We start from the raw sequence: 15,710 nt of genomic DNA on the forward strand, positions 1-15,710 counted from the left end.
GTCCCGGACGCCGAGCCGGGCGGCCGTCGCCGTCGCCCCGCACACCACGCCGAGCAGCACGGCCACGACGATCCATCCGTGCCGCCGGACGGGGCCCGCCGGGCGCCCCAACCGGCCGAGCCGGTGCGCCGCGACGAGCGCGGCCAGCCCGGCCGCCCCGGCGGCGAGCAGCGCCGCCGACCCGGCGCCCAGGCCCAGGCTCGCCAGCGCGGACACCCAGGCGGCCACGGCCAGCCCGGCCAGCCGCAGGTCGGGCCCGTCCACGCCGCCGGCGGGCCGGTCGGCGGACATGTCGGTCGGGCCGCTCGGCCCGGCCAGCGCACTGGTCGAGGCGACAATCGCACCGCTCCACCCGGTCGGCGCACCGGCGTCGGGCGGCCCTGGGCTCCCGCTCACACCGTCACCAGTTCCTTGAGCTGCTCGTAGCGGGAGTCGCCGATGCCCTCCACCTGGCGCAGGTCGCCCACCGAGCGGAACCCGCCGGCGCGGGCGCGGTGGTCGAGGATGCGCTGGGCCAGCACCGGTCCCACCCCGGGCAGCGTGTCGAGTTGGGCGAGGGTGGCCGTGTTCAAATTGATCAGCCCGGCGGGGGCCGGCGGACCCGCCCCGGCGGGCTGCCCGGGGGCGGCATCGGGCTGGCCCGGCGGGGCGGTGACGCCGACCAGGATCAGCTCGCCGTCGGTGACCTTGCGGGCCGGGTTGAGCAGCGCCACGTCCACGCCGGGCAGCGCGCCTCCGGCCGCCTGCACCGCGTCGCCGACCCGGGCACCGGCCGACACCCGGACCAACCCGGGGCGGCGTACCTTGCCGGCGACCGCCACCACCAGCTCGCCACCCGGCGTCACGGCGGCGGCCGGCGCTCCCGCCCCCGGTGCCGCTGTCGAGGCCGGCGGCGGATGCCTCGGCCCGGACCGGTTCGGCCTGCGGTCGGGAGCGCCACGCCCAGAAGCCGGCGCCGAGCACCACCGCCACGGCGACCGCCGCGAGTGCCCGCACGCCCCGCCGGCCGGGATCGAACGCGCCCGGGCCCGGCAGCCGCGACGACCACGACCCGGACTCCGCCTCGCCGTCGGGGCCGGACGTCGGCTCGCCGGTACGCGCCGGATCGTCGCCCGCAAGCAGGGCAGAAGGCGCCGCGCCGCGCCGGAGCAGACCGGCATGCCCCGGGCCGTCGGCCGGGCGCAGACCCGGGACGGGGGACGGCGCGCGGACGATCCGTCGCCCCGAACCGGGGTGCCGCTCCCCCGGCCAGGGCACCGGCCGCTCGACCGCCGGCTGGCCGGCCGGAGGCCACCGGTCCTCCGGCGGCACCACGGCGGCCCGACCGACCGCCGGCCCGCCCATCGGCCCCGGCGGTGATCCGGCCGCCTCGGGCCGCTCGGCCGCCGGTGGCGCGACCGGCTCGGCCGGCACGGCCGGGCGTCGCGGGGTCTCAGCCGGCGTCCGGCCGTCCGCCAACCACCGCAGCCGCCGCCGTACGACCGTCTCCTCGTCCTCTGACACGGCGTGAGGCTAGGCGCGGACGCGGGCCTCGCGGGGCCCACCGACCGCCGCCTGTGGACAACGTGATCCGCTGTGGACGACCGCCTGATCATGCACACGGCGTGCTATGGCGAGGGATCAGAACGTCCCGACGAAGCCCGGCTGCCTGAGCCCGCGCGGGGGCATCAGGTCCGGGCCTTCCAGGGGCAGGGGCATTGCGTTGTCGGACAACCGCTGGTCACGGCGGACCCGTCGCAACCCCGCTGGCCGTGGGTGACGGAGCCCGGCCCGCCAGAGGCGGTGTCCGCCCGGTCAGTGGTCCTTCGGCGCGCCAGCCGGGGCCGCACCGAAGCGGGCGTCGGTCAGGCCGAAACCTGCTCCGGCCCCACCGGAGGTCGGGCCGGAAGCCGCGTCGACCGAAGCCGGGCGCGCGTCGGCCGAGCCGGGGTGGCGGTGCACGACGACGCAGGCCAGGCCCGGGCCGGCGTGCGCGGCGACCACCGCGCCGGCCTCCGTGACGTACGACGAGCGGACCCGGTCGCCGAGTCGCCCGGTGAGCGCCGCGAGGAGCTGCGCGGCGCGCTGCGGGGCGGCGAGGTGGTGCACGGCGAGGTCGACGTCGGCGTCCCGGGCTGCCTCGACCGCGAGGTCGACCAACCGGGCCAGGCCCCGGCTGGCGGTGCGCACCTTGTCCCTGAGCACGATCGCCCCGTCCGGCATGTGCATGATCGGCTTCACCGACAGGGCGGTGCCGAGCAACGCCTCGGCCGCGTTGATCCGGCCGCCCCGGCGCAGGAACTCCAGCGTGTCGACGTAGAAGTAGATCGTGGTGCGGTCGATCGCGTCTGCCGCCGCGCGGCGTACCCCCGACAGGTCGGCACCCCCGGCGGCGGCCCCGGCGGCGGCGAGCGCCGGGAAGCCGAGGCCCATGCCGGTGGAGCGGCTGTCGACGACCGCGACCCGGTCGCCGCCGGTCTCGGCGGCGGCGAGCCGGGCGGCCTCGACCGTGCCGGAGAGTTCGGCCGACAGGTGCACCGAGACCACGCCGTCCGCGCCGGCGTCGAGCAGTCCACGGTACGTCCGCGCGAACTGCTCCGGCGACGGCCGAGAGGTGCTGACCGAGACCCGCCGGCCGCCGAGTGCCCGGGTGGCGTCGTCGGGGAAGGTCTCGACGCCCTCCAGCCCCTCCGCGCCGTTGAGCACCACGGCCAGCGGAACGACGGTGAGCCGGCGCTGGCGCACCAGCTCGGACGGGAGGTAGGCGGTGGAGTCGGTGACGACCGCGACGGGCATGCCGGCACCGTAGCCGATCCCGGCTCAGACCACCGGGGCCACCTGGCCCGACAGCGCGGGACGCCCCCGGCTCAGACCGCCTCGGTCGCCGCCGAGGCGGTGAGCACGCCGACGTTGTGCGCCCGCAGGTGCCAGCCCCGCACGTCGTTGTCGCGCAGCTCTGTCCAGTGGCAGTTGCGCAGGGAGCCGATTGTCCGCAGCACCGCGTGGTCCCAGCCGAGCAGGTACCCGCAGCCCTGCCGGGCCCCGGCGCCGTGGGTGGCGACCACGATCGTCCCGCCGGGCGCGGCGTCGGCCGCGTCCTGTAGGGCGGTGCCGACCCGCTTGCCGAGGTCGTCGAGGCTCTCGATTTCCGCGCCAGGGTCGGGGTCGCCGGCCCGCCAGCGGGCGTACTCGTCGGGGTAGCGCTGGGCCACCTCGGTGAGCGCGAGCCCCTGCCACCGCCCGAAGTGCCGCTCGCGCAGCCGGGCGTCGGCGCGCACCGGCAGGCCGGTGAGCGCGGCCAGGGCGGCGGCGGTGTCCGCAGCGCGGCGCAAATCGCTGGCCACGATCGCGTCGGGGCGCAACGCCGCGAGCAGCGGCGCGGCGGCGACGGCCTGCTCGCGGCCGAGATCGTTGAGCGGTACGTCGGTCTGGCCCTGAACCCGGCTCGCGGCGTTCCAGTCGGTGTTGCCGTGCCGCCAGACGATCAGTCTTGGTCATTCGGCCGGTGCGGTGCCGGCGGCGGAGGCATCGGCCTCGACCAGGTCCCGGTCGACGAACGGGATCTGCGGGCAGTCCTTCCACAGCCGGTCGAGGGCGTAGAACTCGCGCTCCTCGGTGTGCTGGACGTGGACCACCATGTCGACGTAGTCGAGCAGCACCCAGCGCCCGCCCCGCTCACCCTCGCGCCGGATCGGCTTGGCCTTCTCCGGCAGCTCCAGCAGCCGCTCCTCGATGGCGTCGACGATGGCCAGCACCTGACGCTCGTTGGGGGCGGCGGCGAGCAGGAACGCGTCGGTGATGGCGAGTTGCTCACCCACGTCGATGATGACGATGTCCTGCGCCTTCTTGTCGGCCGCGGCCTGGGCGGCGGCCATCGCCAGCTCGTGAGCGCGTTCGGAAACTGTCACCGTTCTCCTTCGATCAACCGTGCGACGCTCCAAGCGTCTCACACCCGGCGTCGTGACGACCTGTCGGTTCTGGCTGGTTTCCGGGACGAACCACCGCGTATCCGGCGGGATCACTGCTGATAGAGTCGCCGTTTCGCGATGTACTGCACCACACCGTCGGGCACCAGATACCAGACCGGTTCGCCCCGGGCCACCCGGGCGCGGCAGTCCGTCGACGAGATGGCCATCGCAGGCACCTGCACCAGGCTGACCGTGTCGGCGGGCAGGTGCTTGTCGGTCAGCTCGAACCCGGGGCGGGTGACGCCGATGAAGTGGGCCAGCGCGAAGATCTCGTCGAGATCCTTCCAGGACAGGATTCGCTCCAGCGCGTCCGCGCCGGTGATGAAGTAGAGCTGCACCTTCGGCCCGTACTCGGCGTGCAGGTCGCGCAGCGTGTCGACGGTGTACGTCGGCCCGCCCCGATCGATGTCCACCCGGCTGACCTGGAACCGGGGGTTGGACGCGGTGGCGATGACCGTCATCAGGTAGCGGTCCTCGGCCGGGGTGACCGGCTGGTCCGCCTTCTGCCACGGCTGCCCGGTCGGCACGAACACGACCTCGTCCAGGCCGAACCGGTCGGCCACCTCGCTGGCCGCGACCAGGTGACCGTGGTGGATCGGATCGAACGTGCCGCCCATGATCCCGACCCGACGGATGTCTTCCCGCACCCGGAGATCGTATGCCGGTCGCGGGCGACGGCTTCCCCGGCCCGGGTCGCGGGTGCGACCGGGCCGGGGAGGGCCGCGACGAATGCGGATCAGGACGAGGCGGCGGTCACCGCCGACGGGTGCGGATCAGGCCGAGGCGGCGGCCACGGCCGTGCGGGCCACCAAGGCGCGGCGCAGGTCGTCGTCGGCGTCGGTGACCACGCGGCGTAGGCCGGGCGTGACGTCGTCGCGGGCCAGCAACGCCGCGGCCAGGTCCCGGGTGGGCTGCGCCACGGCATAGCGGGGGTAGGCGTCGGCCGCGACCTGGTCCGCGACCCACGGGGTACGTCTCCGCGCCGCCGCCGGCATGTCGGCGAAGTACCGCTCGACGTACGGCCGGGTCAGCTCGGCCTGCTCGGGCTGCCAGAACCCGTACGCGGCGGCCTCGACCAGCCGGTTGGACAAGTCGGTGTTGCACACCACGATCTGCCACGCCGCCGCCTTGGCGGCCGGGTCGGGCAGCGCGGCCCGGCACCCGGCGGCCCGCTCGGCACCGGTGGCGCTCGGGTCGGCCGCCGCTTCCGCGGCGATCTCGGCCTCCCCGGCCCCGCCGAGCACCACCAGCCGGCCGAGCAACGACCAGCGCAGCTCGGCGTCCACGGCCAGCCCGGCCGGGACGCCCTCACCGGCCAGCCAGCCGGCGAGCAGGTCGGCGTCGGTGGTGGCGCCGATCAGGGCCCGGGCGGCGGCGAGCTGCCGCGAGCTGCCCGGCTCGGCGGTGGCGAGCATCCGCTGGCAGGCCCCGGCGAGCCGGAGCAGCGCCGCGGCCCGGTCGAGGGGATCAAGGTACCGGTCGACCAGCGGCCGGACCGTACGCAGCACGTCCTCGACGATGATCACCTCGGTCTCGCCGGGGAGCGCGGCGGCGATCAGCTCCACCAGGGCGGCGACGGGCCGCTCGCCGTCGGTGGCGGCGTCCAGCGCCTCGCCCCAGAGCAGGGCCCGGGCCAGGGGGTCGGTCAGGGTCGGCAGCACCAGCGGCACCGCGTCGGCGGAGGCGGGGTCGAGGCGGATCTTGGCGAAGGTGAGGTCACCGGCGTTGGGTAGCAGCAGCCGGGCAGCCGGCTGCCCGCGCAGCCCGGCGAGGACCGTCCGCCCGCCATCGGTGTCCGGGTCGAGGTCGACCTCGTCGCTGGTGACGGTGCCGTCGGCGGCGTACCGGGCGACGCCGACGCGGTGCGGGCGCAGCACCGGGTGGCTGAGCGGGGCGGTCTGCACGATCGCCGCCTCCGCGTACCGACCGTCGGCGTCGAGCGTCACGTCGACCCGCAGGGTGTTCACCTGGGCCCGGCGCAGCCAGCGCTCGGCCCAGCCGGACAGGTCCCGCCCGGCGGCGGCGGAGAGGGCGCCGAGCAGGTCGGCGAGGGTGGCGTTGCCGAACCGGTGCGCCGCGAAGTGGGCGTTCAGCCCGGCCAGGAACGCGTCGTCGCCGAGCCAGGCGACGAGCTGACGCAGGGCGCTGGCGCCCTTGGCGTACGAGATGCCGTCGAAGTTGAGCAGCGCCAGGGCCGCGTCGGCGACCTCCTCGGGCGCGACGGGGTGGGTGGAGGGGCGCTGGTCGGCCGCGTACCCCCAGCCCTTGCGGCGCAGGGCGAACGTCGTCCACGCCCGGTCGAACCGGGTCGCCTCGGCGGTGACCCGGGTGCCCAGGTACTCGGCGAACGACTCGTTCAGCCACAGGTCGTCCCACCAGCGCATGGTGACCAGGTCGCCGAACCACATGTGAGCCATCTCGTGGGCGATGGTGGTGGCCCGCTGCTCGCGCTGGGTGTCGGTGACGGCCGAGCGGAACACGAGGTCGTCGCGGAAGGTGACCAGGCCCGGGTTCTCCATCGCGCCCGCGTTGAACTCCGGCACGAACGCCTGGTCGTACTTGCCGAACGGGTACCGCTCGGCGAACAGTTCGTGGAACCGGTCCAGGCACTGCCGGGTGACGGTGAGGATCTCCTCGACGTCGGCGTCCAGATGGGCGGCGAGGGAACGCCGGCACCAGACGCCCAGCGGGATGCCGTCATGCTCGGCGCGGCGCACGTGCCACGGCCCGGCGACGAGCGTTACGAAGTACGGGGCCAGTGGGACCGTCGGGGCGAACTCCCAGCGCCCCGGCCGGGGCATGGCGGCCAGCGCGCCGTTGGCGGCGACCGTCCACTCCGGTGGGGCGGTGACGGCGAGCGTGACCGGGGCCTTCAGGTCGGGCTGGTCGAAGGCGGCGAACATGCGCTGGGCATTGTCCAGGAACGACATGGCGTAGAGGTACGTCTCGCCGTCGGCGGGGTCGACGAACCGGTGCAGGCCCTCGCCGGTGTTCGAGTACGCCATCTCGGCCTCGACGACGAGCGTGTTGGCCTCCGCGAGGCCGGGCAGCGGCAGCCGGTTGTCGGCGAGCGTGGCCGGGTCGAGGGGTCGGCCGTTCAGTCGCGCCCCCAGCAGCTTCGCGGGCAGCACCTCGACGAAGGTTTCCGCCCCGGCGGTCGCCCGGAAGCGGATCGTGGCGTGCGAGCGGAACCGCTCGTCGCCTGCGGTCAGGTCGAGGTCCAGGTGGTAGGACTCGACGGTAATCAACGCGCCACGCGCGGTCGCCTCTACACGGTTCAGGCTCGGCATCCGCTTATCCTGCCCGATGGGGAACCACATTCGTTTCCCATGACGCTCTGCAATGGAGGAAGCAACAATGGGTCAGCACCCCAAGGGCGACTTCGACCTGTCCCGGGCGGTCTGGCAGCGGGCCGAGGGCGACACCTCGGACGGCGCGGTCGAGGTGGCCTTCGTCGACGACCTGATCGGCATGCGCAACTCCGCCGAACCGGACGGCCCGGTGCTCGTCTTCACCCAGGCCGAGTGGGACGCGTTCGTCGCCGGGGCACAGGACGGCGAGTTCGACCTGGACTGAACCGACGGTCGCCGGGCCGTGACCGTCTGCTGTTGCCGAAGACGACACGCCGAGGTGTGTCTCCGCGACCAGCAGACGATCACGGCCCACCCCACCCGTCAGTCGCCGTCGCCCCAGCCGAGACCGCCCGGCCCCGGGGCGTGGTGGAAGCCGGGGTGACCGGCCACGTCGGCGCAGCGCTCGCCGTCTGGGCCGACCGCCCCGCAGAACAGCCGCTCGGCCCGGTACCAGGCGTCGGCCGGGGAGAGCGCGGCGGCCCCGAGGGCCAGCTCGGGACGGAGCACGCTCAGCCCTTCGGCGTACGCCACGGCCAGCTCGCGGGCCAGCTCGGGCCCGGCGGCGGTGAAGCCGAGATGCACGGTGAACCAGCGCGCCGGCCGCTGCTCCCGACGGGGCCGGGCGAGCAGCGGATGACCCGACCCACCGACGTCGGCCGGGCCAGCGCCCAGCGCGTCGACCGTCCGCCGCTGTCGCCAGTACCGCGAACCGTTCTCCCGCATGTGTCCTCCCCGTCGTGACTGCCCGGACGCCCAGCCACCGGCGGCCGGGCGCCCCCGGACCGACCGGCCGCCGGCCCGTGCGCTTTAGCCAACCAGGTTCCCGCCGCCCTGGGAGGGGCCAGCCGGCAATCGCCACGCGGGCCGTGCTGCCGGCGCCGGCGGCGAGGTTCGACGGGGGCCGCGCCGGAGAGGTTCGACGGGGGCCGAGAGGCTGGACGGGCCGGGCCCGGAAGGCTGGAGGCTGGAGGCGGGGCCGCTCGGCAGGGTTCGGCGGAGTCCACGGGATTGTGCCGCCGTCACGTGGGTAAATGCAGCCCCACCGCGCGGTGCCGCCGGGCGGGGAGCAGACCGGTCGAGGACGGCCGGCGCCGCCTCAGGAGGTCCGATGGCCAGCATCCCGGCCGACCGCAGCCCGGACAGCACCCTGGCCCTGCTGCGGGAGGGCTACCGGTTCATCGGCGACCGCTGCGACCGGTACGACACGGACATCTTCCAGACCCGGCTGCGGCTGGAAAAGACCATCTGCCTGCGCGGCCGGGAGGCGGCGGCGCTCTTCTACGATCCCGAGCGTTTCGTCCGGGCGGGCGGGGCACCGAAGCGGGTACAACGGACCCTGACCGGGGCGGGCGGGGTGCAGGGCCTCGACGGGGCGGCGCACCGCGACCGCAAGGCCATGTTCATGTCGGTCATGACGCCGTCGGCGGTCCGGCAGCTCGGCCAGCTCTTCGACGACGAGTGGCAGGCCCGGGTGCCGGACTGGGAACGGGCCGGCCGGATGACGCTGTACGACGAGGTCTCCCCGCTGCTGACCCGGGCGGTCTGCGCCTGGGCCGGCGTACCGCTGGCCGCCGCCGAGGTGACCCGGCGCACCGCCTGGATGCGCGCGATGGTCGAGGGGCCGGCCGCGTTCGGTCCCCGGCACTGGCGGGGGGTGGTCGACCGGCGCCGCGCGCAGCGGTGGCTCGGGGAGATCATCGAGCGCGCCCGCGTGGGCGTCCTGCCGGCCCCGGAGGGCAGCGCCCTGCGGGTGATCGCCGAGCACCGGGACGACCGGGGGCGACTGCTTCCCCGCCGGATCGCCGCCGTGGAGCTGCTCAACGTGCTGCGTCCCACGGTCGCCGTCGACCGTTTCGTGGTGTTCGCCGCGCTCGCCCTGCACGACCACCCGCCGTGGCGCGACCGGGTCCGCGGCGACGACGCCGCCACCGAGTGCTTCGTGCAGGAGGTACGCCGCTACTACCCGTTCTTCCCGATCGCCGCCGCCCGGGTGCGGCGCTCCTTCGACTGGCAGGGGTACCACTTCCCGCAGGGGCGGCGGGTGCTGCTCGACCTGTACGGCACCAACCACCACGAGGCGCTCTGGCCCGAGCCGGAGCGGTTCCTCCCGGAGCGCTTCGCCGGCTGGCGCGGCGACCCGTTCGCGCTGGTGCCGCAGGGCGGCGGTGACCACCACACCGGGCACCGGTGCGCCGGCGAGTGGATCACCATCGAGCTGCTGAGGCGGGCGGTCACCAACCTGACCACGACCATGCGCTACAAGGTCCCCCCGCAGAACCTCGCGATCGATTTGCGGCGGATGCCCGCCCTGCCGCCGAGCGGCTTCGTCGTCGCCGACGTGCACCGCACCGCCTGATCCCGCCGAGCCGCCGCCGGGCCGGGCCCGCGCGGTCGCGGTGGGCCCGGCCCGGCGGCGCGGCGGCGGGTCAGCCCGCCTGCGGGTGCAGCACGGTACGCAGGCAGCCCTCCTCCTTCTTCTCGAAGATCTCGTAGCCGCGCGCGCCCTGTTCGAGGGTCATCGGGTGGGTGGCCAGGTAGCCGGGATCGATCTCGCCGGTGGCGATCCGGTCGAGCAGCATCGGGATGTACCGCTGGGCGTGCATCTGTCCCATCCGCAGCACCAGCGCCTTGTTCATCGCCGCGCCGAGCGGGAACTTGTCGACCAGGCCGGCGTAGACGCCGACGATGCTGACCGTCCCGCCCTTGCGGCACGCCATGATCGCCTGCCGGACCGAGGTGGGCCGGTCGGTGGTCAGCCGGACCGACTGCTTCGCCCGGTCATACGCGTACGCCGGGCCGACGTCGTGCGACTCCATGCCCACGGCCTCGATGCAGGCGTCCGGCCCGCGCCCCGCCGTCATCTCCCGCAGCGCCTCCAGCACGTCGGTCTCGGCGTAGTTGATCGTCTCGACGCCGAGCCGGCCGGCGGCGGTGGCCAGCCGCTCCGGCAGCCGGTCGATGACGATCACCCGCTCCGCGCCGAGGATCTGCGCCGACCGGGCTGCCATCTGGCCAACCCCGCCCGCGCCCCACACCGCGACCACCTCGCCGCCCTTGAGCGCGCAGAAGTCGGCGGCCATCCAGCCGGTCGGCATCGCGTCGGAGGCGAACACGGCCGAGTCGTCCGGCACCTGCGCCGGGACGGTGAACGCCCCCACGTCACCGAAGGGCACCCGGACGTACTCGGCGTGGCTGCCGGAGTAGCCGCCGGCGGCGTGCGAGTAGCCGAGGATGCCAGCCGACGAGTGCCCCCACAGCTTCTCGGTGAACACCGGCTGCGGGTTGGAGTTGTCGCAGAGCGAGAACTGCTCGGTGCGGCAGTACCAGCAGCCGCCGCAGGCCACCACCGAGGCGACCACCACCCGGTCGCCGACCCGCAGCCGCCGCACGCCCGGTCCGGTCTCCACCACCTCGCCCATGAACTCGTGGCCGAGGATGTCGCCCTCCCGCATCGCCGGCAGGTACCCGTTGATCAGGTGGAGGTCGGAGCCGCAGACGCTGCTGGCCCGGACCTTGACGATGATGTCCCGCTCGGCCCGGATCGTCGGCTCCGGCACGTCGCGAACGGCGAGCTTGCCGACGCCCTCCCAGCACAGCGCCCTCACGCCCGGCCTCCCGTCGTCAGCTTCTCCCGGATTTTGTCGGTCGCCCACTCCTGCGCCGGGCTGCGCCCCGACGGGTCGTGCCGGGTAGTGATCATCTCGCCGCACTCGATCAGCGACTTGATCCGGCGCAGCGCGTCGCGCAGCCCGAGGTCCGGGTCGCCGCCGGTGCCCAGGCCCAGCGCCCGGCGTACCGGCCCGGAGCGCCAGCGCAGCTCGGCGCGGATCTCGGTGCCCCGGTCCTGCGGGGCGGGGACCAGCTCGACGTGCCCGGTCTGGGCGATCGGGCCGTCGGTCACCCGCCAGTTCAGCCGCCCCGGACCGTCGACGGTGAGCTCCGCCCGCCATTCGGTCCCACCACCGGCCGGGTCGCCGGCCACGCAGCGCCACCGGTTCGCGTCGAGCTGTTCCAGGGTCGCCCACTCGGCCAGTGCCCGGTCGAGCCGCTCCCGGTCGGTCCAGAAGCCGACCACGGCGTCGATCGGCCGGTCCACGGTGATCCCCCGCCGGACGACGTACCAGCCGTCCTGCCGCTCGGGCTGGTGCCGGCGTCGTCGCCGGGCCGCCGCCCGACCGACGCCGACCGCGGTCACCGTGGCGACGCCGAACAGCGCCCACCTTGTCGCGTTGCTGGTCATCACGTCTCCTCCACCCGGGCTCCGGGCTGATCCGCCCGCATCACGCAGCGCTACCCGGCCCGGCGGCGTCGAAACGGCACACCGGTTCCATCGGCGTCTTTTGGCCTGCCCCCGCTTTGACCCCCCACACCTGATTCCTGGTTTCTCTGCGGATCCGGTCGGCGCCCACACACAATGGAGGATCAGCGGGGGTGCTGATCACGGAGGTGACATCGATGACGCGTGACCGGCGCGGCACACGGGCCCGGGTGCAGGTGGCCGCCGTCGCGGTGGCCGTGCTCTTCCTCGTGATCGGCGTGCTCGGCTTCGTCCCCGGGATCACCACCGGGTACGACGACCTGACGTTCGCCGGGCACACCTCGGAGGCCCGGCTGCTCGGGCTGTTCCAGATCTCGGTCCTGCACAACGCCCTGCACCTGCTCTTCGGCCTGGCCGGGCTGGTCCTGGCCCGCCGCATCGCCGGGGCGCGGATCTTCCTGGCCGGCGGCGGCGCGCTCTACCTCGGGCTCTGCCTGTACGGGCTGTACGTCAAGTTCGCCGGCACCGAACACGGCGGGGCCAACTTCATCCCGCTCAACGGCGCTGACAACCTCCTGCACCTGCTGCTCGGCCTCGGCATGCTCGCCCTGGGCCTGCTGCTGTCCAACCGGATGGGCACGGGTGGCCGGCTGGACAACCCGATCGACCGCCCCTGACCGATCGACCGCCCACCGGCCGGCCGGTGCCGTCGGGCGTCAGGCGGCCACCAGGAGGCGCTTGGCGAAGCAGCGGCTGTACGGGTTGTCAACGTACTCGCCGTACACCGGGATCGGGGCGTACCCGCAGGAGGTGTAGAGGCCGATGGCCGCCGGCAGGTAGCTGCCGGTCTCCAGCCGGAGTTCGGCGTACCCCTGCTGGAAGGCCAACTCCTCCAGGGCGGCCAGCAGTTGCCGGGCGATCCCCCGCCCCCGGTACGCGGGCCGGACGTACATCCGCTTCAGCTCGCCGGTGCGCGGGTCGAGCTCCTGGATGCCGCCGCACGCGACGACCCGGCCGGCGTCGACGACGGCGAGGTAGCGGATGTCGTCGTGGGGGACGAACACCTGCCCGTCCAGCCCGCCGTCGGCCTCGCGCAGCTCACGCTGCTGCGCCACGACCAGGGTGGCGATCTCCGGGTCGGTCGTGGGCCGCGATTCGATCAGCATTCCACCAAGCTATGCGCGACGGATTTCCGGCAGGTTTCCCCCAGGCGACCCGGCGGCGGAGACACCGCGAGCGGTCATGGTCGCGCCCGTGGGCCTCCGCCCCCTCCACGATCGCCGGAGCGCCTACTCCTCGTCGTCGAGGTCGTCGGCGCCCGGGGCCGGCTCGTCGTCGGTGACGTCGGCCCCGAGCTCGTCGCCGGGCCGCTGCCGGCGGGCCTTGCGCGCGGCCAGCCGCTCGGCGGCCGAGGCGCGGCTCGACTTCTCCTCCAGCCGCACGTCGGTGCCCCGGTTGCCCGGGACGAAGTCGACGCCCGCGTAGAGGGCGGGCTGCCAGTCGAACTCGCGCTCGCCGATCCGCACCAGGTCGCCCGGCTTGGCCCCGGCCTTGGCCAGCTTGTCCTCGACGCCGAGGCGGGCCAGCCGGTCGGCCAGGTAGCCCACCGCCTCGTCGTTGTCGAAGTTGGTCTGCCGCACCCAGCGCTCCGGCCGGTCGCCCCGGACGGTGAACGAGCCGTCCGGCTCGGCGTCGATGGTGAAGCCCGTGTCGTCGACCGCCTTGGGGCGGATGACGATCCGGGTCGGCTCGGCCGGCGGGGCGGCGCTGCGGGCCTTCTCGACGAGCTCCGCCAGCGCGAACATCAGCTCCTTGAGGCCCTCGCGGGTCGCCGCGGAAACCTCGTACACCCGCAGGCCGCGGGCCTCCAGGTCGGGGCGGACGATCTCGGCGAGGTCCCGGCCGTCCGGCACGTCGATCTTGTTGAGGGCGACGAGGCGGGGCCGGTCGGCCAGCCCGCCGTACTGGTTCAGCTCGGACTCGATGGCGTCGATGTCGGCCAGCGGATCCCGGCCCGGGTCCAGCGTCGCGGTGTCGATCACGTGCACCAGCACCGCGCAGCGCTCGATGTGCCGGAGGAACTCCAGCCCGAGGCCCTTGCCGGTGGCCGCGCCCGGGATGAGGCCGGGCACGTCGGCGACGGTGAAGGTGTGGTTGTCGACCCGGACCACGCCCAGGTTCGGCACGAGCGTGGTGAACGGGTAGTCGGCGATCTTCGGCTTGGCCGCGGAGATCACCGAGATCAGCGACGACTTGCCGGCCGACGGGAAGCCGACCAGGCCCACGTCGGCGACGCTCTTGAGCTCCAGCACCACGTCGAGCTGCTCGCCGGGCTCGCCCAGCTCGGCGAAGCCAGGGGCCTTGCGCCGGGCGTTGGCCAGCGAGGCGTTGCCCCGGCCGCCCCGGCCGCCCCGGGCCACCTCGAACGTGGTGCCGGCGCCGACCATGTCGGCCAGCACCTCGCCGCCGAGGGTCTGCACGACGGTGCCGTCGGGCACCTTGAGCACCAGGCCGCGCCCGTTCGCGCCGTCCCGGTTCGAGCCCGCGCCGCCCTTGCCGTTCTCGCCCTTGACATGCGGGTGGAAGTGGAAGTCGAGCAGGGTGTGCACCTGCGGGTCGACGACCAGGGTCACGCTGCCGCCGTGTCCACCGTTGCCGCCGTCCGGGCCGCCGAACGGCTTGAACTTCTCCCGGTGGATCGAGACACAGCCGTGCCCGCCGTCGCCGGCCTGCAGGTGCAGGACGACCCGGTCCACGAACATCGTCACGTCGTCAATCCTTCCAGCGGGAGAGGCCCCGCGCGTACGAGAAAAGCGAAGCGGGCCGGGACCAACCGGTCCGCGGCCCGCGACGCGTCGAAACTACTGCTGCGGCACGATGCTGACGGTCTTGCGACCGCGCTTGGTACCGAACTGGACCGAGCCGGCGGCCAGCGCGAAGAGCGTGTCGTCGCCACCACGGCCAACCATGTCACCGGGGTGGAACTTGGTGCCACGCTGACGGATGAGGATCTCACCCGCGCTGACGACCTGACCGCCGAAGCGCTTCACGCCGAGCCGCTGGGCCGCGGAGTCACGGCCGTTGCGCGAGCTGGACGCACCCTTTTTGTGAGCCATCTGAGGACGACCTACTTCCCGCTGGAGATGCCGGTCACCTTGACCTGGGTCAGCGGCTGGCGGTGACCCTGGCGCTTGTGGTAGCCGGTCTTGTTCTTGAACTTGTGAATCTTGATCTTCGGGCCCTTGGTGTGCGCGGCGATCTCGCCGGACACCGCGACCTCGGCAAGCTTCGCCGCGTCGGTCACCAGGTCGTCACCGTCGACGAGGAGCACCGCGGTGAGCTTCACCGCGTCGCCGGGGGCACCGGCGAGCTTCTCGACCTCGATCACGTCGCCCTCGGCGACCTTGTACTGCTTGCCGCCGGTCTTGACGATCGCGTACATCGGAGGCGGACTCCCTGTCGTTGAGGCTGCTGGCGGTCGTTCCCTCGGCGGCTCGCCGGGTAGCAGAAGCGCGGCGGCGCGGGCACGCGGGAACTCGGCACACCAAAGTGCGCCGCAAGATAGCCTACGCCATCGGTGAGGCAACACCCAAACCGGGGTGCGGACCGGTCAGCGGGCGCAGAGCTGGTCGAGGCGCTGCTGGAGCTCGTCCAGCTCTTCCTCGTCGATGGCGTCCACGTCGGTGCCGAGCATCCCCACCTCGGTGGCGAGGTCGGCCAGCAGGGTGCGTAGCTGCGGGTCGGTGGCCCGGGTCGACTGCTCCCGCAGCGCTGTGCGCCAGCCGGTCAGCGCCGCCTCCGCCCGCTTGCGGGCGGCCTCCGCCGTCGCGCTGTCACTCGCGCCGACCGCACCGATCATCCTGCCCAGCTCCGCCACGTACGTGCGGACCGCCGCGCCGCTGGCCTGCTGGGCGGCGGCGCAGACCTCCGGGGCGTTCCCGCCGGCCGCGCCGCTCGCGCCCGGGGCCGCGCCCCCGCCGCCGGGGGTGCTCCCGCCGGCCGTGGCGGGCGGGGAGCCGCCCGGCCCGCCGGTGGGGTCGGAGCCGGGACGCTCGGTGGAGCAGGCCGCCGCGGCGGACAGGACGACCGCGGCGATGGTGAGGGTGAGCAGACGACGCATTCTTCTTCTCCTGACCGGGGGTGGGCCGATCC

Annotated in this window: 16 protein-coding genes and 2 pseudogenes; 3 read left to right on the top strand and 15 right to left on the bottom strand. The window is 74.3% G+C overall.

Features of this window, described 5'->3' with window-relative positions:
- The 7 genes and pseudogenes from MCAG_RS33530 to pepN all read right to left on the bottom strand — a co-directional run.
- A pseudogene (locus tag MCAG_RS33530) lies at positions 1-323 on the bottom strand (competence protein ComEC); the annotation flags it as partial.
- A gap of 69 nt (positions 324-392) precedes the next feature.
- Positions 393-1,344: pseudogene (locus tag MCAG_RS08215) on the bottom strand (helix-hairpin-helix domain-containing protein).
- 450 nt (positions 1,345-1,794) lie between these two features.
- Positions 1,795-2,775: a DegV family protein gene (locus tag MCAG_RS08220; protein ID WP_007072498.1), complete on the bottom strand. Its 981-nt coding sequence runs from the start codon at positions 2,773-2,775 to the stop codon at positions 1,795-1,797.
- A gap of 71 nt (positions 2,776-2,846) precedes the next feature.
- Entirely contained in the window at positions 2,847-3,467 is a 621-nt protein-coding gene (locus MCAG_RS08225; RefSeq protein ID WP_036372836.1) for a histidine phosphatase family protein, read from the bottom strand.
- 6 nt (positions 3,468-3,473) lie between these two features.
- The gene (gene rsfS, locus MCAG_RS08230; protein ID WP_036372838.1) at positions 3,474-3,887 is read right to left on the bottom strand and encodes a ribosome silencing factor; all 414 of its coding nucleotides are present in this window, start codon (positions 3,885-3,887) and stop codon (positions 3,474-3,476) included.
- 110 nt (positions 3,888-3,997) lie between these two features.
- Positions 3,998-4,594 carry a nicotinate-nucleotide adenylyltransferase gene (gene nadD / locus MCAG_RS08235; protein WP_007072501.1) on the bottom strand — a complete coding sequence of 199 codons (597 nt, stop codon included), beginning with the start codon at positions 4,592-4,594 and terminating at the stop codon, positions 3,998-4,000.
- A 126-nt stretch (positions 4,595-4,720) separates the two neighbouring features.
- A complete protein-coding gene (gene pepN, locus MCAG_RS08240) occupies positions 4,721-7,237 on the bottom strand; it encodes an aminopeptidase N (protein WP_036372841.1) in 2,517 nt (838 codons plus the stop codon).
- Positions 7,238-7,304: 67 nt separating this feature from the next.
- On the opposite strand from pepN, the gene MCAG_RS08245 reads away from it, so the two are divergent.
- Positions 7,305-7,523 (top strand): DUF397 domain-containing protein, encoded by a 219-nt coding sequence (locus MCAG_RS08245; RefSeq protein ID WP_036372843.1) that lies wholly within the window; start codon positions 7,305-7,307, stop codon positions 7,521-7,523.
- A 98-nt stretch (positions 7,524-7,621) separates the two neighbouring features.
- On the opposite strand, the gene MCAG_RS08250 is transcribed toward MCAG_RS08245, so the two are convergent.
- Complete coding sequence (locus tag MCAG_RS08250) at positions 7,622-8,023, bottom strand: hypothetical protein (RefSeq protein ID WP_007072504.1); 402 nt, start codon at positions 8,021-8,023, stop codon at positions 7,622-7,624.
- A 385-nt stretch (positions 8,024-8,408) separates the two neighbouring features.
- Here MCAG_RS08250 and MCAG_RS08255 point away from each other — a divergent pair, with 385 nt between their 5' ends.
- Positions 8,409-9,656, top strand: coding sequence for a cytochrome P450 (locus MCAG_RS08255; protein WP_007072505.1), 1,248 nt, complete (start codon positions 8,409-8,411; stop codon positions 9,654-9,656).
- Positions 9,657-9,726: 70 nt separating this feature from the next.
- Here MCAG_RS08255 and MCAG_RS08260 read toward each other — a convergent pair whose 3' ends face one another.
- Positions 9,727-10,905, bottom strand: coding sequence for a zinc-dependent alcohol dehydrogenase (locus MCAG_RS08260; protein ID WP_007072506.1), 1,179 nt, complete (start codon positions 10,903-10,905; stop codon positions 9,727-9,729).
- The gene (locus MCAG_RS08265) at positions 10,902-11,540 is read right to left on the bottom strand and encodes a cyclase (RefSeq protein WP_036372846.1); all 639 of its coding nucleotides are present in this window, start codon (positions 11,538-11,540) and stop codon (positions 10,902-10,904) included. Before MCAG_RS08265 ends, MCAG_RS08260 begins: the two co-directional genes overlap by 4 nt.
- Positions 11,541-11,755: 215 nt before the next feature.
- Between MCAG_RS08265 and MCAG_RS08270 the strand changes: the two genes are divergently transcribed.
- The gene (locus tag MCAG_RS08270) at positions 11,756-12,235 is read left to right on the top strand and encodes a DUF4383 domain-containing protein (protein ID WP_036376667.1); all 480 of its coding nucleotides are present in this window, start codon (positions 11,756-11,758) and stop codon (positions 12,233-12,235) included.
- Between the two features lie 39 nt (positions 12,236-12,274).
- Here MCAG_RS08270 and MCAG_RS08275 read toward each other — a convergent pair whose 3' ends face one another.
- The 5 genes from MCAG_RS08275 to MCAG_RS08295 form a co-directional block, all read right to left on the bottom strand.
- Positions 12,275-12,724: a GNAT family N-acetyltransferase gene (locus MCAG_RS08275; RefSeq protein WP_007072509.1), complete on the bottom strand. Its 450-nt coding sequence runs from the start codon at positions 12,722-12,724 to the stop codon at positions 12,275-12,277.
- 123 nt (positions 12,725-12,847) lie between these two features.
- A complete protein-coding gene (gene obgE, locus MCAG_RS08280) occupies positions 12,848-14,326 on the bottom strand; it encodes a GTPase ObgE (RefSeq protein WP_036372847.1) in 1,479 nt (492 codons plus the stop codon).
- A gap of 93 nt (positions 14,327-14,419) precedes the next feature.
- Positions 14,420-14,674 (bottom strand): 50S ribosomal protein L27, encoded by a 255-nt coding sequence (gene rpmA, locus MCAG_RS08285; protein ID WP_007072511.1) that lies wholly within the window; start codon positions 14,672-14,674, stop codon positions 14,420-14,422.
- An 11-nt stretch (positions 14,675-14,685) separates the two neighbouring features.
- On the bottom strand, positions 14,686-15,000 hold the full coding sequence (rplU, locus tag MCAG_RS08290; RefSeq protein WP_007072512.1) for a 50S ribosomal protein L21: 315 nt from the start codon (positions 14,998-15,000) through the stop codon (positions 14,686-14,688).
- Between the two features lie 168 nt (positions 15,001-15,168).
- On the bottom strand, positions 15,169-15,678 hold the full coding sequence (locus MCAG_RS08295) for a hypothetical protein (protein WP_007072513.1): 510 nt from the start codon (positions 15,676-15,678) through the stop codon (positions 15,169-15,171).
- Between the last annotated feature and the right edge of the window lie 32 nt (positions 15,679-15,710).

It is taken from the genome of Micromonospora sp. ATCC 39149, from assembly GCF_000158815.1.
Taxonomy (GTDB): domain Bacteria; phylum Actinomycetota; class Actinomycetes; order Mycobacteriales; family Micromonosporaceae; genus Micromonospora.